The following is a 21882-nucleotide window of genomic DNA, read 5'->3' as shown; positions in this document are numbered from 1 at the left end:
AAGGAGCGCGACATGAGCGACCACAACCAGTCCCTTTGGCTGAACACATGCCGTGAACATGTCGAACCCAGTGTTTCGACCGGTGATTTCACTGTTGATCTGGCGGTGATCGGTGGTGGTTATACCGGCTGTTCTGCGGCGCTGACCGCGGCCAAGGCTGGTGCTTCGGTCTGTCTGCTTGAGGCGCATGACATCGGTCACGGTGGCTCGGGCCGCAATGTCGGGCTGGCGAATGCGGGGCTGTGGTTGCCGCCCGCTGAGATTCGCGCGCATCTGGGTGACATGGTTGGGGATCGGCTGGTTGACCTTTTGGCTGCTGCTCCATCAGAGGTGTTCAGCCTGATCGACCAGCATGGGATAGACTGTGAACCTGTGCGCAACGGAACTCTGCACTGTGCGCATTCGGCTGCGGGCCTCCGGGACCTGCAGGTCCGCCATGCGCAACTCAGCGCTGCTGGCGCACCGGTTGAGTTGCTGTCTGCAGAACTGACAGCCCAACGCACCGGCAGTGCGGCCTTTGGTGGCGCCCTGTTCGATCCGCGCGCCGGAACCATCCAGCCATTGGCATATGTGCGTGGATTGGCGCGTGCCGGGGTTGAGGCTGGCGCGTTAGTTTCCACGCAAGACCCGGTTCAGTCCATGCAGCAAATGGATGGAATCTGGGTGTTGAAGACTGCTCGGCGCACGGTGCGCGCCAAATGGGTCATTCAGGCGACCAATGCCTATCACCGTGATCTGACCGCATCGGCCCCCGCTTATGTACCAGTCTATTATTTCCAATATGCCACGGCCCCATTGTCGGACAATCTGCGCGCTAGCGTTTTGCCGGGGGATGAGGGGTGCTGGGACACAGACCTGATCATGACCTCGTTCCGAATGGATCAAGAGGGGCGGTTTATCATCGGTGCCATGGGTGATCTGGATCAAGCAGGCGGCGGGATTCACAAGAGCTGGATCAAGCGCAAACTGGCACAGCTGTATCCGCAACTGGCCGATCAGCCATTGGTCGAAGGGTGGCATGGCCGCATCGCCATGACGTCGGACCACATCCCGAAGATTACGCAGATCGGTCCCAATGCTCTGTCCGTTCATGGATTTTCGGGGCGTGGAATCGGGCCAGGCACTGTCTTTGGCCGCCTTGTTGCCCAAAGTCTGTTGCAGGACGATCCAAGCCTTTTGCCGGTGCCCGCAGTCCCAGAGTATCAGGAAAAGTGGATAGGGCTACGCCGCGCCTATTTTGAAACCGGCGCGGCGCTGACTCATTTTGTAAAAGCGCGGTTCTGACCTCAGACCGCGCGGGTGATGCCGCCATCAACCCGGATGTTTTGACCGGTGATATAGCCGCCGCCTTCTGACGCAAGCATCGCCACGACCGAGGCGATCTCGTCATAGCTGCGTCCATAGCGGCCCATCGGGATGCGCGCGCGGAATTCCTCTTTCTCTGGCAGGCTGTCGATGAACCCTGGCAAGACGTTGTTCATCCGGATGTTGTCAGCCGCGTAATGATCCGAGAACAGCTTGGTGAAAGCGGCCAAACCTGCGCGGAACACGCCCGAGGTTGGGAAGACAGGGTCGGGCTCGAACGCGGCGAAGGTCGAAATGTTGATGATCGATCCACCACCTTGCTTCTGCATAATAGGTGTCACCAGCCGGGTTGGTCTGACGGCGTTCAGGAAATAGACGTCCATACCGGTGTGCCAATCCTCGTCCGTCAGCTCCAGCACTGGCGCGCGCGGTCCGTGACCGGCCGAGTTGACCAGCACGTCGATGCGCCCCCAATGAGTCATCGCGGTATCGACCAGTTTTTGCAGATCATCCGTCGACTGGTTTGACCCGGTCACACCAACGCCACCCAGTTCGTGCGCCAGCGCCTCACCCTTGCCCGAAGACGACAGGATACCTACCTTAAATCCATCTGCGGCCAGACGTCGGGCTGAATCTGCGCCCATTCCGCTGCCGCCCGCTGTTATCAGCGCCACTTTGGTCATGTGATTTCTCCATTCATTGATGGCATGAAGATGCGCTTTGGCAATCTGATTGACCAATCAGTTCTGCTGGCCTTATGATGTAGAAAAACTACAGGGTGCTACGATGGTGGCTCTTCCCCCTCTGAACGCCTTGCGGGCTTTCGAAGCTTCGGCGCGCCATCTGAACTTTCGCATGGCTGCCGAGGACCTGGGCGTCACCCAAGGTGCTGTCGCCCAGCAGGTACGCGGACTTGAGGCGCGATTGGCTGTGACGCTCTTTGACCGCCTGCCGCGTGGCCTCGCGCTGACCGAGGCCGGGCGCAGGTTCTATGCGCCCTTGCGCCGGGCCTTCCGACTGATCGAAGAGGCCGTCGAGGATCTTTCTGGGGACAGACAAATTACTATCTCAGTCACGCCCAGCTTTGCCTCGAAATGGCTGGTTCCCCGTCTTCAGGACTTTACGCGGCACCACCCTGATATTGCCGTGCAGGTCGACGCGCGGGAACGGCTGGCGGATTTCCAGGGGGACGGTGTCGACATTGCTGTTCGGCAAGGGCGCGCGCCTTTTGGGCCGGGGGTGGTCGCAGTGCCTCTGTTTTCTACAACATTCGTTCCGGTTTGCGGTCCTGAGATGGCGGCCAGGATTGCGCATCCTGCTGACCTGACAAAGCACACTCTGCTGAACGACACCCATGGGCTGTGGCCTTTGTTCCTGCAGCGGGCAGGGATCACCGGCAAGCCGAAGATGATGAGTTTCAGCCAGACCAGCCTTGCCATCGATGCAGCCGTGTCGGGCCAGGGCGTTGCGCTTGCTAACGAACCGCTTGTTTCTGCCCAGTTGGCCGCCGGTCAGTTGGTGCGCCCGATCCCGGACGAGCTGGTCGAGGACCTGGGCTTTTACATCGTGACACCTAAACAGCCACGCCAACCCGCGCTGGTCGCAGTGATGAAAGACTGGTTGCTGTCTCAATCCTGAAGCGTCGCCGCGATGGCTTCGATCCTGTCACGCAACCAGCGATGTGCCGGGTCGTTGGATGATCTTTGGTGCCAGACCATGTAGATAGAGACAGGGTCGCACGCGAAGGGCAGAGGTGCACAATCCAACGCATGTAGCGGCCCGTGTTTCATCAACGCCGTATCGGTTGAAATCAGGTCGCCGCCTTTCACAAATGAGGTAATGGCATTGAAATGCGGCAGGGTAACCGTCGGTGGCCTGATCTGGTTTTGATCGACACCCCGCATAACAGCGCGCGAGCTGCGGCCATCGGCAAAGCGCACTTCGACATGCTCGGTTTCGCAATAGGTTTCCCAACTGTCCGGAGGAGATCGTCGTGTGCCATCATAGTAGATCATCAACGGACTGCTGAGGATGCGCTTTTGAAAGATGTCCGGTCCATCCGGCGGCAAAGGTGTCAGCATCAATTGACACCGATCGCTGCGCAGCAGCTCAGGGTCTGGAACACCTGATGGGATAAACCCCAACCCTAGCCGCACGCCTTCGGTCCGTACTTTTTGCAGCAATTGCGGGAAAATCAATTCCCTCGGCATGTCGTTTGTGGCGATGTGAAAGACCATCTCTTCGGACAGCGGGTCGAACGGGCGGTCCTCGGTCAGTGCGCGCATATTGTCCAGAACCTGCTGCACGGGGTCTTTCAGGGACAAGGCGCGCTCAGTAGGGGTCAGACCTTGCCCTGATCTGATAAATAACGGATCGCCCAGAACCACCCGAAGTTTGGACAGGGTGTGGCTGATGGCCGATTGCGTCACGCCAAGCCGATCTGCGGCCTTGGATACCGAGTTTTCTTCGAGAATGGTCAGAAAGACCCTCAGGACTTTGCCATCCAGATCCATGAAATCTGTTTTGCTCATACCGCTTATGATTATTCATGAATGGATTTACTGTCCACGCCGCATTAGGTGAGACCTAGAAATCAGGAGGCGCACGATGGGGATCCGCTTTTTCTCGGACAAGAACCGGCCGGTCCACATGGGGCCTTATCCGTCAGAGCGGCTGGCACGTCAGAGCGTTGTGCCGGACCTGTCTGCCGTGCCGCCGATGCCCGTACTCAGTTTTCACCGGCCGGATCAGCCTGAAAGCATCGTCAACGCAATGGGTGAGTTTCAGGCGATGATGGACGCTATTCGTGATGGGTTCGTGAATGCTGTGCCCTCTGAAATCCCGGCTGATCCGAGCGCGCGGGCGCATCACCTGAAGGCCTTTGGCTATTTCAATGACGCGTCGATGATGGGGTGCGGGCCTTTGCCTGCCGAGGCGATGCTGCCCCAGCCGCGTCGTAACCCCGACCTAGATCGACTGGCCCATGCGCTGAAGACCCGGCAGACCAAGACGCTGGCGTCGGGTATTGATGTCATTATGGCCGACCTTAAGGAAAGTATGGAGGCGGCCCCCAAGCCGATGGACACCCACCGCCACGCCATCGTCTTTGTCTATGAACACAACCGTGATCCGAACCCGGATGAGCCCGGCTCTGAATGGATCATGGATGCGCAGGACCACCGTTCCTGTTTGCTGGCGACCGAAAATGCGGTGGTGATTGCCAATTACATCCGGTTGTTGGGGTTCGATGCGCGGGCGCATACCGCGATGTCCTCTGAGGTTGATCTTGGAAAACTGGCGGTGGCGGCTGGTTTGGCCTCGGTCGAGGATGGCGATGTTGTCGTGCCGTGGCTAGGTACGCGGTTTGGCCTGGCAGCTGTTACAACCGAGATGGAGATTGCGCATGATCGACCGCTGCAATCCTTGGCGCAGCAACCGTGGTTTCGCACTCAGGGTCCGGCGTGGTGGCTGGGAACGGGGTTCGCCAAGAACGCGCTGAACCGGGATGCTTACGCCAAACGACGCTACGTGGACGGGGCGCATCCGTTCGAGAAACTTAAGCGCATCGAGGACCCGACGACCTACATCGACGAAGAAAACGTGGCCCGCGTTCCCAAACGCGCCGACATGTTTGCCCGCGCACAATTCGGGGATATGGGCAAACCGCTGCAGGATGCAGCCAGGGGGGGGCATTATGTGCGCAAGGCCGCCCCCAGTTTCGCCCAGCGCCGTTCACTGGGCGCATTTGTGCTATTGCAGGATGGCGACAGCGCAGATGGCTCGCGCCCGACCGATGCCGCCCGAAATGCCGCGAATATCAAGGCCGCGACCTATTTCATTGGAGGCGATGCCGTGGGCCTCAGCCGTTGCCCGGAATGGGCGTGGTACTCTCACGACGCGACCGGAGAAGAGATCAACCCGCCCCATGATCAAGCCATCAGCGTGATCATCGATCAAGGCTATGAAACCATGGAGGGGTCCAGTGGCGACGACTGGATCGCAGTTGCCCAGTCGATGCGCGCCTATCTGCGGTTTTCGCTGTTGGGCGGTGTAATCGCGCAGCAGATCCGCAACCTGGGTTACAAAGCCAAGGCGCATACGGTCATGGATGGCGAGGTGCTTCAGCCGCCGCTTTTGCTTCTGTCCGGATTGGGCGAGGTCAGCCGGATTGGTGAGGTCATCCTGAACCCCTATCTCGGGCCCCGGCTCAAGTCTGGCGCGGTGACGACCGACATGCCGATAGAGCACGACAAACCGATTGATTTTGGCCTGCAGACTTTCTGCGAAAGCTGCAACAAATGCGCGCGCGAATGCCCTTCAGGGGCAATCACCGCAGGGCCAAAACTCATGTTCAACGGCTATGAGATCTGGAAATCCGACAGTCAGAAATGTGCGACCTATCGCGTGACCACGCCCGGCGGAGCGATGTGCGGGCGTTGCATGAAGACGTGCCCGTGGAACCTTGAGGGTATCTTCAAGGAACGCCCGTTCCGCTGGGCCGCGATAAACATCCCGAAAGCCGCGCCGGCATTGGCGAAACTGGACGATGCCGTGGGTAATGGCGGATTGAACGACACCAAGAAATGGTGGTGGGATATCGAATTGCAAACGGACGGAGCCTATCGTCCGACGAAACACCCGCTGAACCGGCGTGACCTGCAGACAGATCTGGACCTGAAGTACGACGATCAGACATTAGCCGTCTATCCCGCCTATCTGGCCCCCCATCCGTGGCCATATCCCTTTGCGATGGACCGCGAGGCCGGGATTGCGGCCTATCAGGCGATGGTGTCAGCCGAAGAATACAAAAACCGCAAGGCAGAAGGGGATACGTCGATCGTGCATCGTTACTCGATCGCGGGCGATGCGCCGGTGATGCGGGTTGCGCTGACCAAGGTCGACAAGATGACGGCGGATGTGACCAAGTATGAATTCTCGGCCCTGAATGGTGCGCCTTTACCGGATTGGACCGCCGGGGCGCATCTGGATGTGCTGGTCGCGCCTGAGTTTCTGCGCCAGTACTCAATGTCGGGGGACCCATCGGACGGGTCAGTCTATCAGATCGGCGTTCTGCGCGAGGATGAAGGACGCGGCGGTTCGGCCCTGTTGCATCGAATCTTCAGCGAAGGGCGCAAGGTCTTTATCTCGAATCCGATCAACCATTTCGAACTGGATGAGAGCGCAACAAAGACTTTTTTGATGGGCGGCGGGATCGGCATCACCCCGATGATTGCATTTGCTCATCGGTTGCACAGCTTGGGCAAGCCGTTCGCGTTACACTATTCCGCCAGCACCCGCGCTGGGGCTGGGTACCTGGACGATCTGGCGGCGATGCCCTGGGCCGACCATGTGCATTTTCATTTCTCAGATGAAGGAACACGCGCCGATCTGGATGCCGTCTTGTCGGGGTATCAGGAAGGGTGGCACGTCTATACCTGCGGACCGGATCGCTACATGGACGGTGTCATACAAGCGGCCGACAGTCAGGGATTTCCCGAAGAGGCGCGGCACCTGGAGTATTTCTCAGTTCCGGAACAGCCGGAGTATGAAAACCATCCCTTCACGTTGAAGCTGGCAAAATCGGGCAGGGAACTGACCGTCCCCGAAGGCAAAGATGCCGCTCAGGTATTGAACGAGGCGGGTATTCACGTGGATGTTAAATGCGCCGACGGTATATGTGGCGTCTGCAAATGCGGAGTGGTTTCCGGCGATATTGAGCATCGTGATTTCGTTCTGTCCAACAAACAGCGCGAGGGCGCGATCATCTTGTGTCAAAGCCGTGCGGCTGAACCTGACGGTGTGATCGAACTCGACCTCTGATCTGAGGTCTGAAAACGACTTCGATAAACACAAAAATTGGTCGTTCCAGCCATGGACGCCGTGGGGTAGCTGCACTAACGTCCCCTGCGAACCCCAGTGAATCCTGATCAACAGGTGCGAGGTATTTTCATGGATTATCACAGCCCCGCCAGCTTTGCCGAGGCGTCGGCTCTGGCCGCGAATGCGACGGGCATTACCCGGTTTCTTGCAGGAGGCACCGATGTACTGGTGCAGCTGCGCTCGGAACTGGTGACACCCGACACGCTGATCGACATCAAAAAGATTGATGGCGTGAGCGACATCAACAGCAATGCAGATGGCAGCTGGACGCTGGGAGTCGCTGCCACCGGTGCAGAAATGAGCGAGCACCCCGAACTGGGCCGGGATTGGCCCGGTGTGGTCGAGGCGATGGACCTGATCGGATCAACCCAAGTGCAGGGGCGCGCAACGCTGACCGGGAACCTTTGCAATGGCTCTCCTGCGGCGGATTCCGTGCCTGCTATGGTCGCCGCCGGAGTGACCGTTACCGTGACAGGCCCGGGTGGCGATCGCGAAGTTGCTGTCGAAGATATCCCGACCGGCCCTGGCAAGACATCGCTGGCCAAGGGTGAGCTTGTCTCGGCTGTCCATATCCCTGCACGAGGTGAGGACGGCGGCGACGCCTATCTGCGGTTCATACCACGCACCGAGATGGATATTGCTGTTGTCGGCGTAGGGGTGAACCTGCGTTTGGACGGCGACACTGTTACCGAAGCCCGCGTGTCGCTGGGTGCTGTCGCCCCGACCGTTCTACTGGTTGAAGACTGCGCGAAGGCCATCATCGGCAGTACGTTGAACGATGCCGCGCTTGATGCGCTGGCTGCTGCGGCATCCGCTGCGTGCAACCCGATTGACGACAAGCGCGGCACCATCGCGTTCCGCACCGAGGTCGCTGGCGTTCTTGCCACGCGCGCCGCGAAAATCGCCTATGCCCGTGCGAAGGGAGAACAAGCATGAGCAAGTTCCACGTATCCACCACTGTAAACGGCGACTCGGTTGAATACCTCTGCGACCCGCGCGAAACCCTGCTGGACTGTCTGCGCGACAAGCTGAACCTGACCGGCGCGAAAGAAGGCTGTGGTACTGGTGACTGCGGCGCGTGTTCCGTCTCGGTCGACGGGCGCCTGGTCTGTTCCTGCCTGATGCTGGGGGTAGAGGCCGATGGCAAGCAGATCGAAACGGTCGAGGGCATCGCGGATGGCGACGTTCTGCACCCGCTGCAGCAGAAGTTTATCGAACACGCCGCGCTTCAGTGCGGCATCTGCACACCGGGCATTTTGGTCGCGGCCAAGTCTCTGTTGGAAAAGAACCCCAACCCGACAGAAGAAGAAACCCGGTACTGGCTGGCAGGGAACCTGTGCCGCTGCACCGGTTATGACAAAATCATTCGTGCCGTCATGGAAACGGCGGAAGAGCTGCGGGAGGCTTCGTAATGGCACTGGACGATCGCAAATCGGAATTTACTTTCGTTGGCACCCGACCGAACCGTCCCGACGGATTGGACAAGGTTACGGGCCGCGCGAAGTTCGGGGCAGATATCTCGGCACCCGGCATGCTACACGGCGCGATCCTGCGCTCGCCCCATGCCCATGCGCGGATCGTGAAAATCGACGCTTCGAAGGCCCAGGCGCATAAGGACGTCAAAGCCGTCGTGACTCGTGCGGACTTTGCCGACGTCCCGTTCAAACCGGGTCTGGAAGGCGAATTCTGGAATGTTCTGGAAAACGTCATGGCAGGCGAAAAGGCACTGTATGACGGCCACGCTGTAGCGGCCATTGCGGCCACGTCGGCGCTGGCAGCGCGCGATGCGCTCAAGCTGATCGAGGTCGAATACGAGGTGTTGCCCCACGTCACCGATGTGGACAAGGCGATGGCCTCGGATGCTCCGGTCATTCGCGAAGGTGCCGCGGACTATTCAGTTCCTGAAGGAATGCATCCAAACGTCGTGCGGTACCACGAAAGCGGACACGGTGATGTCGAGGCTGGCTTTGCCGAGGCCGATCTGGTCATCGAAGACAGCTTTGTCACTGAGGCGACCCATCAGGGTTACATCGAGCCGCACGCCTGTTTGGGTATGTTGGGCAATGATGGCAAGGGTGAGCTGTGGTGCACGACCCAGGGCCACTGGATCGCGCAGAAAACCTGTGCGGCGCTGTTGGGGATTGAGACCGCACAGCTGCGCGTAACAGCGTCCGAAATTGGCGGCGGCTTTGGTGGCAAGACGACTGTGTTCATTGAACCCGTTGCACTGGCGCTAAGCCGAAAGGCCAACCGCCCGGTCAAACTCGTGATGACCCGGTCCGAAGTGTTCCGGGCAACTGGCCCGACGGCCTCGGCGTCGATGGACATCAAGATCGGCATGAAGAAGGACGGTACCATCTCGGCCGCGCAGGGCGTGTTCCGCCTGCAAGGTGGCGCGTTTCCGGGCGCGCCGGGCGATATGACCGCCATGTGTGCCTTTGCGCCTTACAATCTGACCAACGTCAAACAGGTTGGCTATGACGTTATGGCCAACCGACCGAAACAGGCAGCCTACCGTGCACCCGGTGCACCAATGGGGGCATTTGCCGTTGAGTCGGTGATTGATGAGCTGTGCAAAAAGCTGGACCTTGATCCTGTCGATGTACGCCTGAAAAATGCGGCGTATGAAGGCACAAAGGCCAGCTACGGCCCGCGTTATGAGCGCATCGGTCTGGTTGAGACGTTGGAAGCCGCCAAGGCGCATCCGCATTACTCAGCCCCGCTGAAGCCAGGGCAGGGGCGCGGCATCTCTTGCGGGTTCTGGTTTAACCACGGTGGTGAAACTTCGGTCTCGCTATCTCTGTCTGAGGACGGTTCGGCCCAGTTGATGGTCGGTACGCCGGACATCGGCGGCTCGCGCGCTTCAATGGCGCTGATGGCGGCTGAGGTGCTGGGCATTCCCTACGAAAACATCCGGGTGACCATCGCCGATACAGCGACGCTTGGGTACAACGACGTCAGCCACGGCTCTCGCGTGACGTACGCCTCCGGTCTGGCGACCATCAAAGCAGCCAAACACGCAGTCGAAAAACTGTGCGAACGTGCGGCGGCCAGCTGGGGAATTCCGACGGACGCAGTCAAATGGGAAAACGGCTGTGCGGTGCCCTCGGGCCCCAATGCCGGTGATTTCGATCCGCGGCCACTGGCCGATATCACGGCCCATATGGGTTCGACCGGCGGTCCGATCTCAGGCCACTTTGAGGCGACCCCGGAAGGCGCAGGTGTGTCGTTTGGCACTCATATCGTTGATGCCGAGGTTGATCCGGAAACCGGCAAGACCTCGATCACCCGCTACACTGTCATCCAGGATGCCGGGAAGGCGATTCACCCGACATATGTGGAAGGCCAGTATCAGGGCGGTGCCGCGCAAGGCATCGGCTGGGCGCTGAACGAAGAGTATATCTACGGCGATGACGGTCGCCTGCAGAACTCGATCTTCCTCGACTATCGCATCCCCGTCGCCAGTGACCTGCCGATGATCGACACGGTGATTGTCGAAGTGCCCAACCCCGGTCACCCCTTCGGTGTGCGAGGCGTCGGCGAGACCGGCATCGTGCCGCCTCTGGCCGCCATTGCCAACGCCGTGTCCCATGCGGCTGGCGTGCGCATGCGTCAGTTGCCGATGTCGCCGCCGCGTATTCTGGCCGCGCTCAAGGACGATGGTTGAGGTTCATCTCTGGTCCGGCCTCCGGTCATTGACCGGGGGCCAGCAGGTCGTCGAGGTTGAAGCCAAGACGACCGGAGAACTGTTACGCGCATTGGTGCTGGCCCATCCACAGCTTCAAGGTCCTATTGATGCCGGGGTGTCTATCGCAATTGATGGCCGCGTTATCGCCACAGGGCTGACCGAGCCAATCCCTGAAGGCAGCGAAGTTTACCTGATGCAGCGGTTAAGGGGCGGTTAGGCCTCTGGCGACCACGGTTCGCGCCCGACCATGCGGTCGGCCTCGGCAGTGATATTGTTCATATGCTGCTCAAGGCTTTGGCGCAGCTCTTCGATTTGCTCTTCTGATGCTTTGCGCGGCACGGTCTCAGTCCACTCGCGGCATAGAAAGACTCCCGTGTTCCGCCAGGGGCGGGGCATCAGCAGACGATCCCATGTACCCGCTTCGCTGCCATATTGTGCAGAAAAGGTGATCCCGAAGATTCGTTTGCCAGACGTGCGCGCCCAAACCAATGGCACCGTGGAAAGCACACGCTCGGGTCCACGTGGCCCGTCAGCTGCGATGCCGATGGAAACCCCTTGTTTTATCTTGCCGATCACTTCTCGCGAAACGGCGACGTTGCTCTTGTGTTTGCTGGCCATGGCGATGGTGTCCATGCCGAATAGTTTCTGTACCCGACCTACCATGCTGCCGGCCCGCGCAGACGAAGTGATTGAACAGATGCGCCCTTTGTCCAGCGGGAAGAAATACGGCGACTGCGCCAGCCTTTGGTGCCACAGCACCACGATCACCGGCTCACCTTGTTCGGCCAGTTGGTCCAGTTCTTCGTATCCGATGCGCTGCCATTTGGTGTTGCGATTGACCATCCGGATATAACTTGCGATGCGGCGCGCGGCCCAGTTCAAAACGGCTTCGCTGTCGGCGATCTTTTTGCGGATACTCACGGATTGGGTCCCTCGTACTGACCAAACCGTGTCTTATAGAACTAAACGCTGCACGCAACTTGTTTGTCGGGTGCATTAGTCGCGCGGAATTTGAAAAAGCCTCTTGAGTCCGCTGCGCGGCTGGCATATTTGATGCGCACCTTAGGGGTATAGCTCAGTTGGTAGAGCGACGGTCTCCAAAACCGTAGGTCGCGGGTTCGAACCCTGCTGCCCCTGCCATTTCCTCATTGATCTGCGGCCGTTTCATCGTAAAGAACGAAACCAAGCTAGGTATCCTGCAATAACTTGGCGTGCTATCTGAGTCTGCAGGGACCCGGACGCAAGGCGCGATTCCTAACTTTTTGAACAACGCCGCAGCACGGCATTGATTGCTAGAAAAATTTGAATTCGTCGACGGGGAGCATACTGACCAACCGACCGTTGTTTGAGTCCCGGCCCGCAGGTGACTTTGAGATGAAGTCTTCGAAGTTAGGCCCGTGCAGCTTCATAAGCCGAGACCTCTCTATCTCGTGAAGCAAATAGAACAGCCCTCCGCGTTTGCCCTTTAAGGACTCTGGCACGGTGAGCGCTGCGACGCTCTTAGAATATTTTGACTGCTGCTCTATTTTGGCCACCGGCATTCGCCTTTTTTGCGACCGTATCAACTGAAAGGAAATATGGCAAATATGTGGCGTAGAAATTTCTGCCAGTGTTGCATACGGGAATTTTGAGACCCGTTGGCTTCTAAAGGCGGCTGAATCTGACCGATCCATTTTCTACAACCAACCGGCTTCACGCCGCATGCGATTGTACGAGGCTTCAAAAGACGCCCATTTCGGTGATGAAGTCTGCGTGGGCCATCATATTCTCCTCCATCGCGTGCTCGGTTGTTCATTCCACTCAGATTGGCGGCTGTGTTGAGCCTGGGATTTGGATGGGATTAACATTGGTTTAGCCAGGTGCCGCGCAATTCGATCAATCCGGTTTCCTACACCTTTGGAATGGCCTATGGTCCAGCCCACAATAGACAGGCGGAAGAGGGTTCATGTCGCGTTTTGATGGTTACTTCCTGCGGCAGCTGCTGATTCTGTTCGGCTTTTTCACCTTGGTTCTGGTGGGTGTGTTCTGGATTACCCGTTCCGTCAGCCTGTTTGATCGGGTGATCAGTGGCGGCCAACCCGCGATGGTGTTTCTGGAATTCACCGCACTGACGTTGCCGACCCTTATCCGCACCGTGATGCCGATGGCGGTGTTTGCTGCAGCCGTCTATGCCACCAACCGCCTGAGCCGTGAAAGCGAGATGACGGTGATGCTGGCCACAGGGACTAGCCCCTGGAGATTGGCGCGCGCAGTGTTCGTATTTGGCATCCTGACCGGTCTGATGATGGCCGCGATCAGTGTCTTTCTGCGCCCTGCATCGGTGGAGCAGCTAGAGCAGCGCCAGGCCGAGGTTGCCGGAGACGTCACTGCCCAGCTTTTAAATGAGGGTGAATTTCTGCACCCCGCGCAAGGCGTTACGGTCTACATTGGGAAAATTGATTTGGATGGCACGCTGTCCGAGGTTTTCGTATCGGATCGTCGGAATGAAGAGGACCCGGTAAGCTATTCCAGCAAGACGGCTTATCTGGTCAACAATGGCACCGGCATTCACCTGGTGATGGTGGACGGGATTGCATTGCGCCTGAATCCAGAAGGCAGAACGCTGTCTTCGACGCTTTTTGCGGATGCTTCTTATGACATCTCGGAACTGACAAATTCCGACACCGGCGCTATGCGTAGTCTTGAGGCGATCCCAACGCTCGAATTGTTGCAAGGCCGGGATAGAATTCTGGCGACCGAGCTGTTTTCCGAAGGGGAATTGATCGAAGAGCTGCATCAGCGCTTTTCATGGATCGCCATTTGTATCGCGGTGGCAATGGCTGGGTTTTCAACCTTGATGCTGGGCAGTTTTTCGCGCTTTGGACTGTGGCCGCAGATTTTCGGCGCGTTCACCATTCTAGTCCTGTTAGAGGGTGTCCGGGGCTTTGTGGCGCCGGTTGTGATCGATGATCCGAACCTGTGGATATTGCTATACCTGCCGGCGATTATCGGCGTCCTTATTTCGTGCGTGTTCCTGTTGATCGCCGGGCGACCATTGCTGCGCACCCGATCGCGGGGGGCGAATGGAACCTTGTCGCAGGCTTAATTCGCCGCGCGCAGTTCAGTCAGGCAACCCACCACGTCGTCAAACGCCTCGCTATCCCGTCTGGCCACCAAGTAAAGCGGCAACATCAGATCCATCGCTTCGGCAACTGATACCAAAGTGCCGTCGCTCAACTGATCTCGAATTACATATTCGGGAAAGTAACCCGTACCGCCGCGCCGTAAAACATAGCGCAGACCCATCATGCAATTGCCCAAAAAAAGTGTCTGACCTGCCGCTTTGCGCGCTGCTGAACGCACGTGGTCCTGATAGATTTCGCCCAATTCGAGATTGACGAAAACCGGGTCTTTGTCGGCGTTGGGGGTTTCGACCAACAACAAACGTTCAGGCGCCAGTTCGTGATATAGAACGCGCCGATCAGATGGTTTTTCGTGGGTCAGTGCCGCATCCAATACATGCGTCGCCACGGCCTCGACCATGTTGAGGTCATGATCGTAGTTCAGGGTTAGCAACAGCTGGCCATGGCGCTGTTCGTAACGAACGGCCAGATCGACCAGCAATGGATCCCAAACGCTGAGCTGTGCACCAAGGCGCAGGGCAATCCGGTGCGGTGTCTGGCCCGGCAGATCGCGCGAGGCGAAGGACCACAACGATAACATCTGCTCGGCATAAGGTCGAAACTGCCGTCCGAATTCCGTCAGGTTGGTGCCGCCTGCGCCCCGAGTGAACAAGGGCTTTCCGGTTTCCTCTTCGATCAGTTTGACACGGGCGCTGACCGCTGTCTGTGTGATGTTGAGGTGTCGTGCAGCGGCATGGAAGCCACCGGTGTCTGCAACGCACAGAAATGTCTCAAGGGCTTTGATTTGCATTTTGAAAGTATTTTTTGATCGAAGTGATAAAATCAATTCATTTTTTTCAGCTGCTGTCTTCGGATATGCTGGCTTTAGCAGATCAGCCAGAGGAAACATCATGCTGGACAAAAGCCACAAACCTACCTGGACCAGTTTTGAAGAGGCGACCAAAGCCGATTGGGACGCTGTCATGGAGTATGAAGAGGCGTTCAACGCTGCCCTTCCTGACCGAATTCTGGACGCGATCCGTTCCCTGGACGAGGCGTGGACGCCATATCCGGTCAACCGTTACCAGCACAGCCTTCAGGCCGCGACACGTGCCTATGAGGATGGTGCAGATGAAGAACTGGTGGTCGCGGCACTGATTCATGACACCGGAGATATTCTGTCACCATATAACCACGGTGAGCTGTCGGCAGCGATGATGAAACCTTATGTCAGCGAAAAAACCCACTGGATATTAAAACACCACTGCGTGTTCCAAGGCTATTACTACAATCACCACCTGGGCGGTGATCGCAACGCCCGCGACAAGTACCGCGACAGCCCCCATTGGGAGGACTGCCGTTACTTCTGCCATGAATACGATCAGAAGGCGTTTGATCCGGACTACCAGACCAAACCGCTGGAGTTCTTTGAACCCATGCTGCGCCGCGTCCTGAACAAGGGCGAGGGCCATATGGAACTGAACGAAACGTCCGAGGGTTAACAGGCAGCCATCAGGCGATAAACGATCTGCGCGGCGGTGAAGTCCCAGGCGGCATTGCCGTTCGGGGCCAGTTCGACCACGTCGAAGCCTACGCATTTGCGGCCTTTCAGGGTGTGTTCTACCAGCCGTAGCGCCTGATAATATCCAAGGCCACCCGGCACCGGAGTTCCGGTGGCGGGCATGATTGCCGGGTCCAGCCCGTCGACATCGAAACTGACATAGACCAGCTCGGGGAAATCCTCTGGCAGGTCGACGGCATGGATATTGCCTGTGACCAGATCTTCTGCATCCACGTGGAAGATGTGGTTTTTCAGGCGGCTCTGCGCCTCTTCAGTCGAAAAGGCACGGACGCCGAACTGAGCCAATCGAACGCCTTCCTCGGCCAGCAGATGCATGACTGAGGCATGGCTGTGTTTTTCCCCCTGATAGGCGTTGCGCAGGTCAGCATGGGCGTCGATCTGAACGATGCCGATTGGTTGACCTAATGCGCGCGCCACTCCCATGACGGCACCGTAACTGAGGGAATGCTCTCCGCCCAAAGTCACCGGAACCTTGCCCGCGCGAACAGCGGCTTCGGTGCGCTGGGAAAGGCGGTTCATGATCTCAGCAAGCGAAGCATCGCAATCCACTGGTTCTTCGGTGAAGATCCCCTCGACGCATGGTTCAGCATGTCCGGTAATGCGTTCCAGCTCATTGCTGGCCTCGATGATGGCATCAGGCCCTTTGGCCGTGCCCGAGCCGTAAGAGACCGTGCGCTCCAGCGGCACAGGGATCACGCGAAAGCGGGCATCTTCAGTCCGCTCGGCTTCGGTCAGTTCACTGTCGAGGAAAATGCTCATGAAAGTCTGTCCTTAAAGTCGTCATAGCCGAACTGCTTGATGATCTTCAGCTCGTCCGTTTCACTGTTCCACAGCGCGATGGTAGGCAGCGGTACGCCATTGAATGTGTTGGTCTTGACCATCGAATAGTGGGCCTGATCCAGGAAGGCAAAGCGTTGGCCGATTTCCAGTGACTGATCCCATGTGTAATCCCCGATCACATCACCGGCCAGACAGGAGGGGCCGCCCAGACGGTAAGTATGGCCTGCTTCGGCCTCATCCATTAGGGCGGGGCGATAGGGGGCTTCGATCACGTCAGGCATGTGGCATGTGGCCGAGATATCGGTGATTGCAAGGTTCATGCCATTGGTGGGCAGGTCGAGAATTTCGCCGACCAAGATACCTGCGTCCAACGCGACCGCCTCACCGGGTTCGAGATAGACATCGATGCCGTATTTCTCGCGGATGTCCCGGATGAAAGCCACCAGCCCGTCGCGGTCATAGTCGTCGCGCGTGATATGATGACCGCCGCCAAAGTTCAGCCATTTGAGTTGGCCGAGGAAGGGCTTGAGTTTTGGCAGGACCGCCTGCCAAGTGCGCTGCAATGGCGCGAACCCTTGTTCGCAGAGCGTGTGCATGTGCAGGCCATCAACCCCGGTCAATTCGTCGGTCGTCAACTGACTGATTGGGGTGCCAAGGCGAGAGCAGGGCGCACAGGGGTCATATTTGGGGATCTCACCTTCGGAATGTTCCGGGTTGATGCGCAGACCAACCTGAACGCCAGCGTTCCGAGCTTTGGCAAGAAACCGGTCTTTTTGCGCTGGTGAGTTGAATATGATGTGATCGGACAACGACAGAATTTCATCGATGTCTGCGTCCTTGTAGCCGGCGCAGAAGGTCGCGACCTCGCCACCATATTCTTCGCGACCCAGCCGTGCTTCGAAAATGCCGGACGCGCATGTGCCGCCGAGATGTAGGCGAACAAGCGGGGCAAGCGAGAACATCGAGAATGCCTTGAGCGCGCTCAGCACATGTGCGCCGGATCGGGTTCCAATGTCGGAGAGAATGGTCAGGTTCCGCTCGACGGCCTTTTCATCAACCACGAAGCAGGGGCTTGGCACGCGGCTCAGGTCAAAGCTGCGAAAGGCTCCTGCGTCTCCGGCCTGTGTGGTCATCATGTCGGACATGTCCGGCGCCTCCGAATTGTGGAGAGGCCGGAGGCTCTGCCCCCGGACCCCCGGAATATTTTGGAAAAGATGAAGTTAGAACTCGACCGGACCGTCGAGTTCGTGGACCTGCCACGGCAGACCGTGCTCGTTCAGCATGTCCATGAAGTTGTCCGGATCCAGCTGTTCCATGTTCCATACGCCGGGCTCGGACCAGTTGCCTTTCAGCACCTGCGCCGCACCGATCATGGCGGGGACGCCCGTGGTGTAGCTGACGGCTTGGCTGCCGACTTCTGCGTAGCATTCTTCGTGGTCGCAGATGTTGTAGATGTAATAGGTCTTCTCGCCCGAGCCGTCCTTGGCCTGACCCGTGGCGATGTCACCGATGCAGGCTTTGCCTTTAGTTTCGGCACCCAGATCGCCGGGATCGGGCAGCAGAGTTTTCAGGAACTGGATCGGGATGATTTCCTTGCCGTCATGCATCACCGGGTCGATGCGAGTCATGCCGACATTTTCCAGCACCTTGGCGTGGGTGATGTAGGCGTCGCCGAATGTCATCCAGAAGCGGGCACGCTCAATCTCGGGGAAGTGGGTCGTAAGCGACTCCAATTCCTCGTGATACATCTGGTACATGTTTTTTTGGCCGATGGCGGGGAAATCGTATTCGACCTTTGTGGTCATCGCCGGGCTGGTATGCCATGCGCCGTTTTCCCAGTGGCGCACTTCGGCCAGCACTTCGCGCAGGTTGATTTCCGGGTTGAAGTTGGTGGCGAATTCCTGATCGTTCGAGCCGCCATTGGCATCCAGAACGTCGATCTGGCGAATGGTGTCCAGCTTGTGTTTCTTCAGCCATTTGGCGAACACGCTGGTTACACCCGGATCGAAGCCCGAGCCGAGGATGGCGGTCAGGCCTGCCTCTTTGAACCGGTCCTGATAAGCCCATTGCCAGTGGTATTCGAACTTGGCCACATCTTCGGGTTCATAGTTCGCAGTGTCGAGATAATGAATGCCCGCCTCAAGACACGCATCCATCAGCACCAGATCCTGATAGGGCAGGGCGAGGTTCACCAGCAGTTCGGCCCCGGTTTCCTTGATCAACTTGACGGTATCTTCGACCTTATAGGCGTCCAGCTCCGCCGTGGCGATGTCAACGCCCACGCGATCTTTCACTGCCTTGGCGATGGCGTCGCATTTCGATTTCGTGCGGCTGGCTAATGTGATTTCGGTAAAGATATCCGAATTCATTGCCATCTTGTGCACGGCCGCGTGCGATACGCCGCCTGCGCCGACAACCAGTGTTTTGCCACTCAAAGTTCCCATGGGGGTCATCTCCTCTCTGGAGTTATTCGTAATAGGTGTAGCCGTTGATGGAGTCGCGATAGGCGCTCATCAGGGTTTTGCGGTCCTTGGCCATCAGAGTACCGGTCGAGATCGCCTCGTCCACCATTTTGCGGAACGCGGCGACACAATCGTTGGGGTCGAACTCGACATACGACAGAACCTGGCTGATCGTGTCGCCCTCTTGCTCGTGCAGCAGGTCAAAGCCGCCGTCCGCGCGCAGGTCGATGGTAACGACGTTCGTGTCGCCGAACAGGTTGTGCAAATCGCCCAGTGTTTCCTGATAGGCCCCGACAAAGAAAACACCCATGAGGTATTCCCGATCTTCGGGCAGGGAGTGCACAGGCAGGCTGGGCGAGACACCGTCGGCCAGGATGAACTGGTCAATCTTCCCGTCGCTGTCGCAAGTGATATCGGAGAGAACCGCGCGACGATCAGGCGTTTGGTTCAGGCCCTGCAGGGGCACAATTGGGTGTAACTGGTCGATCGCCCAGACATCAGGCAGCGACTGGAACAGCGAGAAGTTGCAGTGATAGATATCGGCCACTTTCTCAAGCTGATCATCGACATCCGTGTCCAGATCGTCGCTTGCGGCCAGTGCCTTGAGACGGGCCATCAGCGACAGATAGATCCGTTCGGCGCGGGCCATCTGGCGCAGGTCCACATAGCCGCGGCGGAACAGCGCGCGCAGTTCGTTGCGGTAGAAATTCGCGTCGTTCCAGCATTCCTGCAGTCGGTCGCTGCTGAGATAGCCGTTGATCGCCGCAAGATCTGAGACCAGATGGTGATCGTCCGCTTCGACCTCTGGGCCGTTGGGCGCATCGTAAAGCGTGCTTTCCAGCACGTTGAACACCAGCATCGACGATGTCGCCACCACGGCGCGGCCGCTTTCGGTAACCAACGTAGGGTGGTTCACTTCTGCCTCATCCATCGCGTAGGCGACGGTCTCGACAACATTGGCGCAGTACTCCTCGACCGTGTAGTTGATCGAGTTCTCGGCGGCCTTCTTCTCACCTGTGTAATCCACGCCCATACCGCCGCCGAGGTCCAGATGGGTGAGCGGCACGCTTTCGCGCGTCAGTTCGGTGTAATACCGGCAGGCTTCGCCCACCGCGCGGCGCACATCGTTGACGTCCTGCACCTGCGAACCAAGGTGTGAGTGCTGTAGTTTTAGGCAATGCAGCAGGCCCGCCGCTTTCAGCTTATCCACCGTGGCGACCAGCTGATCGGTGTTCATACCAAAGGCGGACCGGTCGCCCGAACTTTCCTCCCACTTACCGCTGATCTGGTTGGTCAGTTTGACCCGCACACCGATCAGGGGTTCGATGCCCAGTTCGTTATAGACCTGGATCACCGTGTCAGCCTCTTTCGGGCTTTCCAACACAATGACCGTGTTGAACCCAATCTTGCGGCTGAGGATGGCCAACTGAATGAATTCGGCATCTTTGACGCCGTTGCAGACAATCAACGCCTCGGGGGCGAGACGGTGCGCCAGCGCGACCACCAGTTCGGGTTTGGATCCGGCCTCGAGCCCGTAGTTGTATTTCTTGCCGAACTCGACGATCCGGTCGACCACTTGCGCCTGCTGGTTCACCTTGATCGGGAAGACACCGCGATAGCTGCCCTTGTAGCCGGTGCGCGCAATCGCATCGCGAAAGCTCTCGTTAATGTGGACAATCTCGTGTTCCAGATAGGAACTGACGCGCAGGATCATCGGGGCCTTGATGCCACGTTCATCCAGATCACTGAGAATACCCGGTAAGCTGATCGCTTCAGCCTCGGGTGCCATGGGATTACGCAGACCGATTTCGCCCTGCTCCGTCACCTCAATGAGACCTTTGCCCCATTTCTCAACTCCGTAGATGGAATGCGGTGCGTCGGGCGTGTGTTTCAATCAAGTCAGTCCTTGTAAGTCAGGGTGCCAGTTTCGCGCCCGCCAATACGGCAGCTATATGATTCTTCCAAGTGTAATCTATGGGGCGGAGTTTTCCGAATTTATGCGGTAGCACGAATTGGGATCAGATGATTGTCCCATTGGCAATTAGACCGGTTGGATATTTGGGCTTTGTTTGTGGACAATTGCCCGATCACACCAGTCCCGGTTGTGAACACAAACCCGTTTGATGCGGTGCCAAGGCCGCAAACATCCTCGTGCAGGAAGACGCCATCAAGCTGTCCATCCGTGACCCGAAAACGGTGCAGGGCATTGCCGCGGGGACAGGTGATAGCGACTGTTTCGCTTGCACCGGAAAAGGCGATGCTGCCCGCATATCCCTGCAACGTACTTTGGTCAGCGTCGGGCGCGCTGAGTAGTAGGGGTTTTTCGCCACGGCGATGCAAACCCAAGAGGGGAGGGTGTTGCGATGAGTCGCCCTGCCATTGCATCGCGAAACCGATCAAACCGTCAGGTCGCACCGCCAGATGGCGGATCGAGTTTTTGTGCAGCTTTTGTGGCAGTTCCACCTGCTCAAGAACCCCGCCATTTTGATCCAGATAGGTCAGGCGCGGTTGCATCACAGGCAGGTTGAGTTTGGTTCTTCCTGCTTCTGGATGGGTTTCGATCCCGCCATTTGCCACAACCAATGTGCGACCATCTGGCATCAGACGCATATCATGGGGACCGACACCGCCTGAAGCGAACTCCCCAATTCGTGTGTGGTCATCCGTGTTCCAGACACCAATCACACCCTGACCGGTCTCAAAATCGTTTTCGGTGGTGAACAGCCGCGTTCCATCGGTTGAGAACACGCCATGCCCATAGAAATGGCGGCCTTTCGGGGCTTCTAACACAGCGGTCTGTGTGCCGGTCGCGCAGTCGATGATGATTGCAAATGTTCCCGGACGGCGTGCAAAGGCCACCGCCTGCGCGTGGTGGGGATGCGCCGCCGCCGCGTGCCCGCGCGCGGGCAACGGCAGAGAAAACAGGATGTCGCCGCCCGTATCCAACCCGGCCAGCCGAAAAGTCCCATCCGGGAACAGTGCGGCGGCCAGATAATCCGGTGCGCCGACAGCTGACCATCCACGCAAGGGCGCAAAGCTGGCAGCAGCCAACCCAGCAAGAAAACTTCGTCGGCTCGTCACGGT

Annotated in this window: 18 protein-coding genes and 1 tRNA gene; 10 read left to right on the top strand and 9 right to left on the bottom strand. The window is 58.2% G+C overall.

Going from position 1 to position 21882, the window contains the following annotated elements:
• Positions 1-12: 12 nt before the first annotated feature.
• Positions 13-1284 (top strand): NAD(P)/FAD-dependent oxidoreductase, encoded by a 1272-nt coding sequence (locus AC2FFH_RS03555; protein ID WP_496768899.1) that lies wholly within the window; start codon positions 13-15, stop codon positions 1282-1284.
• Positions 1285-1286: 2 nt separating this feature from the next.
• Here the strand turns inward: AC2FFH_RS03555 and AC2FFH_RS03550 are convergent, their stop codons facing one another.
• The gene (locus AC2FFH_RS03550) at positions 1287-1988 is read right to left on the bottom strand and encodes an SDR family oxidoreductase (RefSeq protein WP_496723882.1); all 702 of its coding nucleotides are present in this window, start codon (positions 1986-1988) and stop codon (positions 1287-1289) included.
• 103 nt (positions 1989-2091) lie between these two features.
• Here AC2FFH_RS03550 and AC2FFH_RS03545 point away from each other — a divergent pair, with 103 nt between their 5' ends.
• Complete coding sequence (locus AC2FFH_RS03545; RefSeq protein ID WP_496843760.1) at positions 2092-2943, top strand: LysR substrate-binding domain-containing protein; 852 nt, start codon at positions 2092-2094, stop codon at positions 2941-2943.
• On the opposite strand, the gene AC2FFH_RS03540 is transcribed toward AC2FFH_RS03545, so the two are convergent.
• Positions 2934-3836, bottom strand: coding sequence for a LysR family transcriptional regulator (locus AC2FFH_RS03540; RefSeq protein ID WP_282170990.1), 903 nt, complete (start codon positions 3834-3836; stop codon positions 2934-2936). The two genes, AC2FFH_RS03545 and AC2FFH_RS03540, sit on opposite strands and share 10 nt — an antisense overlap.
• A gap of 76 nt (positions 3837-3912) precedes the next feature.
• Here AC2FFH_RS03540 and AC2FFH_RS03535 point away from each other — a divergent pair, with 76 nt between their 5' ends.
• The 5 genes from AC2FFH_RS03535 (at position 3913) to AC2FFH_RS03515 (ending at position 11090) form a co-directional block, all read left to right on the top strand.
• Entirely contained in the window at positions 3913-7125 is a 3213-nt protein-coding gene (locus AC2FFH_RS03535) for a reductive dehalogenase (RefSeq protein WP_496843759.1), read from the top strand.
• 129 nt (positions 7126-7254) lie between these two features.
• Positions 7255-8121 carry an FAD binding domain-containing protein gene (locus AC2FFH_RS03530; RefSeq protein WP_496768893.1) on the top strand — a complete coding sequence of 289 codons (867 nt, stop codon included), beginning with the start codon at positions 7255-7257 and terminating at the stop codon, positions 8119-8121.
• A complete protein-coding gene (locus AC2FFH_RS03525; protein ID WP_058278395.1) occupies positions 8118-8597 on the top strand; it encodes a (2Fe-2S)-binding protein in 480 nt (159 codons plus the stop codon). The genes AC2FFH_RS03530 and AC2FFH_RS03525 overlap by 4 nt, the downstream gene beginning before the upstream one ends.
• Positions 8597-10852 carry a xanthine dehydrogenase family protein molybdopterin-binding subunit gene (locus AC2FFH_RS03520; RefSeq protein ID WP_496768889.1) on the top strand — a complete coding sequence of 752 codons (2256 nt, stop codon included), beginning with the start codon at positions 8597-8599 and terminating at the stop codon, positions 10850-10852. The genes AC2FFH_RS03525 and AC2FFH_RS03520 overlap by 1 nt, the downstream gene beginning before the upstream one ends.
• A complete protein-coding gene (locus tag AC2FFH_RS03515; protein WP_496725387.1) occupies positions 10845-11090 on the top strand; it encodes a MoaD/ThiS family protein in 246 nt (81 codons plus the stop codon). The genes AC2FFH_RS03520 and AC2FFH_RS03515 overlap by 8 nt, the downstream gene beginning before the upstream one ends.
• Here the strand turns inward: AC2FFH_RS03515 and AC2FFH_RS03510 are convergent.
• Entirely contained in the window at positions 11087-11794 is a 708-nt protein-coding gene (locus AC2FFH_RS03510) for a lysophospholipid acyltransferase family protein (RefSeq protein ID WP_496843758.1), read from the bottom strand. The genes AC2FFH_RS03515 and AC2FFH_RS03510 overlap by 4 nt on opposite strands.
• Before the next feature lie 143 nt (positions 11795-11937).
• On the opposite strand from AC2FFH_RS03510, the gene AC2FFH_RS03505 reads away from it, so the two are divergent.
• Both AC2FFH_RS03505 and lptF read left to right on the top strand, forming a co-directional pair.
• A tRNA-Trp gene (locus AC2FFH_RS03505) sits at positions 11938-12013 on the top strand.
• 805 nt (positions 12014-12818) lie between these two features.
• A complete protein-coding gene (gene lptF / locus AC2FFH_RS03500) occupies positions 12819-13958 on the top strand; it encodes an LPS export ABC transporter permease LptF (protein WP_496843757.1) in 1140 nt (379 codons plus the stop codon).
• On the opposite strand, the gene AC2FFH_RS03495 is transcribed toward lptF, so the two are convergent.
• The gene (locus AC2FFH_RS03495; RefSeq protein ID WP_496843756.1) at positions 13955-14785 is read right to left on the bottom strand and encodes a LysR family transcriptional regulator; all 831 of its coding nucleotides are present in this window, start codon (positions 14783-14785) and stop codon (positions 13955-13957) included. The two genes, lptF and AC2FFH_RS03495, sit on opposite strands and share 4 nt — an antisense overlap.
• A gap of 100 nt (positions 14786-14885) precedes the next feature.
• On the opposite strand from AC2FFH_RS03495, the gene AC2FFH_RS03490 reads away from it, so the two are divergent.
• Positions 14886-15476 carry an HD domain-containing protein gene (locus tag AC2FFH_RS03490; protein WP_496843754.1) on the top strand — a complete coding sequence of 197 codons (591 nt, stop codon included), beginning with the start codon at positions 14886-14888 and terminating at the stop codon, positions 15474-15476.
• Here AC2FFH_RS03490 and speB read toward each other — a convergent pair.
• The 5 genes from speB to AC2FFH_RS03465 form a co-directional block, all read right to left on the bottom strand.
• Positions 15473-16315 carry an agmatinase gene (speB, locus tag AC2FFH_RS03485; protein WP_496768880.1) on the bottom strand — a complete coding sequence of 281 codons (843 nt, stop codon included), beginning with the start codon at positions 16313-16315 and terminating at the stop codon, positions 15473-15475. The genes AC2FFH_RS03490 and speB overlap by 4 nt on opposite strands.
• Complete coding sequence (gene nspC, locus AC2FFH_RS03480; RefSeq protein WP_496768877.1) at positions 16312-17481, bottom strand: carboxynorspermidine decarboxylase; 1170 nt, start codon at positions 17479-17481, stop codon at positions 16312-16314. Before nspC ends, speB begins: the two co-directional genes overlap by 4 nt.
• Before the next feature lie 75 nt (positions 17482-17556).
• On the bottom strand, positions 17557-18780 hold the full coding sequence (locus AC2FFH_RS03475; RefSeq protein ID WP_472722978.1) for a saccharopine dehydrogenase family protein: 1224 nt from the start codon (positions 18778-18780) through the stop codon (positions 17557-17559).
• A gap of 22 nt (positions 18781-18802) precedes the next feature.
• On the bottom strand, positions 18803-20692 hold the full coding sequence (gene speA, locus AC2FFH_RS03470; protein WP_496843753.1) for a biosynthetic arginine decarboxylase: 1890 nt from the start codon (positions 20690-20692) through the stop codon (positions 18803-18805).
• A 101-nt stretch (positions 20693-20793) separates the two neighbouring features.
• Positions 20794-21879, bottom strand: a complete 1086-nt coding sequence (locus AC2FFH_RS03465; protein ID WP_496768873.1) for a DUF1513 domain-containing protein — start codon at positions 21877-21879, stop codon at positions 20794-20796.
• Between the last annotated feature and the right edge of the window lie 3 nt (positions 21880-21882).

This window comes from Ruegeria sp. YTSC003, from assembly GCF_059609785.1.
The sequence above is the reverse complement of the archived record's forward strand: the minus strand, read 5'-3'. Positions and strand labels throughout refer to the sequence as shown.

Excerpts from the sequence above, each read along its gene's own strand:
- AC2FFH_RS03555 (WP_496768899.1), top strand. The coding sequence starts at position 13 with ATGAGCGACCACAACCAGTCCCTTTGGCTGAACACATGCCGTGAACAT.
- AC2FFH_RS03550 (WP_496723882.1), bottom strand. The coding sequence starts at position 1,988 with ATGACCAAAGTGGCGCTGATAACAGCGGGCGGCAGCGGAATGGGCGCA.
- AC2FFH_RS03545 (WP_496843760.1), top strand. The coding sequence starts at position 2,092 with ATGGTGGCTCTTCCCCCTCTGAACGCCTTGCGGGCTTTCGAAGCTTCG.
- AC2FFH_RS03540 (WP_282170990.1), bottom strand. The coding sequence starts at position 3,836 with ATGAGCAAAACAGATTTCATGGATCTGGATGGCAAAGTCCTGAGGGTC.
- AC2FFH_RS03535 (WP_496843759.1), top strand. The coding sequence starts at position 3,913 with ATGGGGATCCGCTTTTTCTCGGACAAGAACCGGCCGGTCCACATGGGG.
- AC2FFH_RS03530 (WP_496768893.1), top strand. The coding sequence starts at position 7,255 with ATGGATTATCACAGCCCCGCCAGCTTTGCCGAGGCGTCGGCTCTGGCC.
- AC2FFH_RS03525 (WP_058278395.1), top strand. The coding sequence starts at position 8,118 with ATGAGCAAGTTCCACGTATCCACCACTGTAAACGGCGACTCGGTTGAA.
- AC2FFH_RS03520 (WP_496768889.1), top strand. The coding sequence starts at position 8,597 with ATGGCACTGGACGATCGCAAATCGGAATTTACTTTCGTTGGCACCCGA.
- AC2FFH_RS03515 (WP_496725387.1), top strand. The coding sequence starts at position 10,845 with ATGGTTGAGGTTCATCTCTGGTCCGGCCTCCGGTCATTGACCGGGGGC.
- lptF (WP_496843757.1), top strand. The coding sequence starts at position 12,819 with ATGTCGCGTTTTGATGGTTACTTCCTGCGGCAGCTGCTGATTCTGTTC.
- AC2FFH_RS03495 (WP_496843756.1), bottom strand. The coding sequence starts at position 14,785 with ATGCAAATCAAAGCCCTTGAGACATTTCTGTGCGTTGCAGACACCGGT.
- AC2FFH_RS03490 (WP_496843754.1), top strand. The coding sequence starts at position 14,886 with ATGCTGGACAAAAGCCACAAACCTACCTGGACCAGTTTTGAAGAGGCG.
- speB (WP_496768880.1), bottom strand. The coding sequence starts at position 16,315 with ATGAGCATTTTCCTCGACAGTGAACTGACCGAAGCCGAGCGGACTGAA.
- nspC (WP_496768877.1), bottom strand. The coding sequence starts at position 17,481 with ATGTCCGACATGATGACCACACAGGCCGGAGACGCAGGAGCCTTTCGC.
- AC2FFH_RS03475 (WP_472722978.1), bottom strand. The coding sequence starts at position 18,780 with ATGGGAACTTTGAGTGGCAAAACACTGGTTGTCGGCGCAGGCGGCGTA.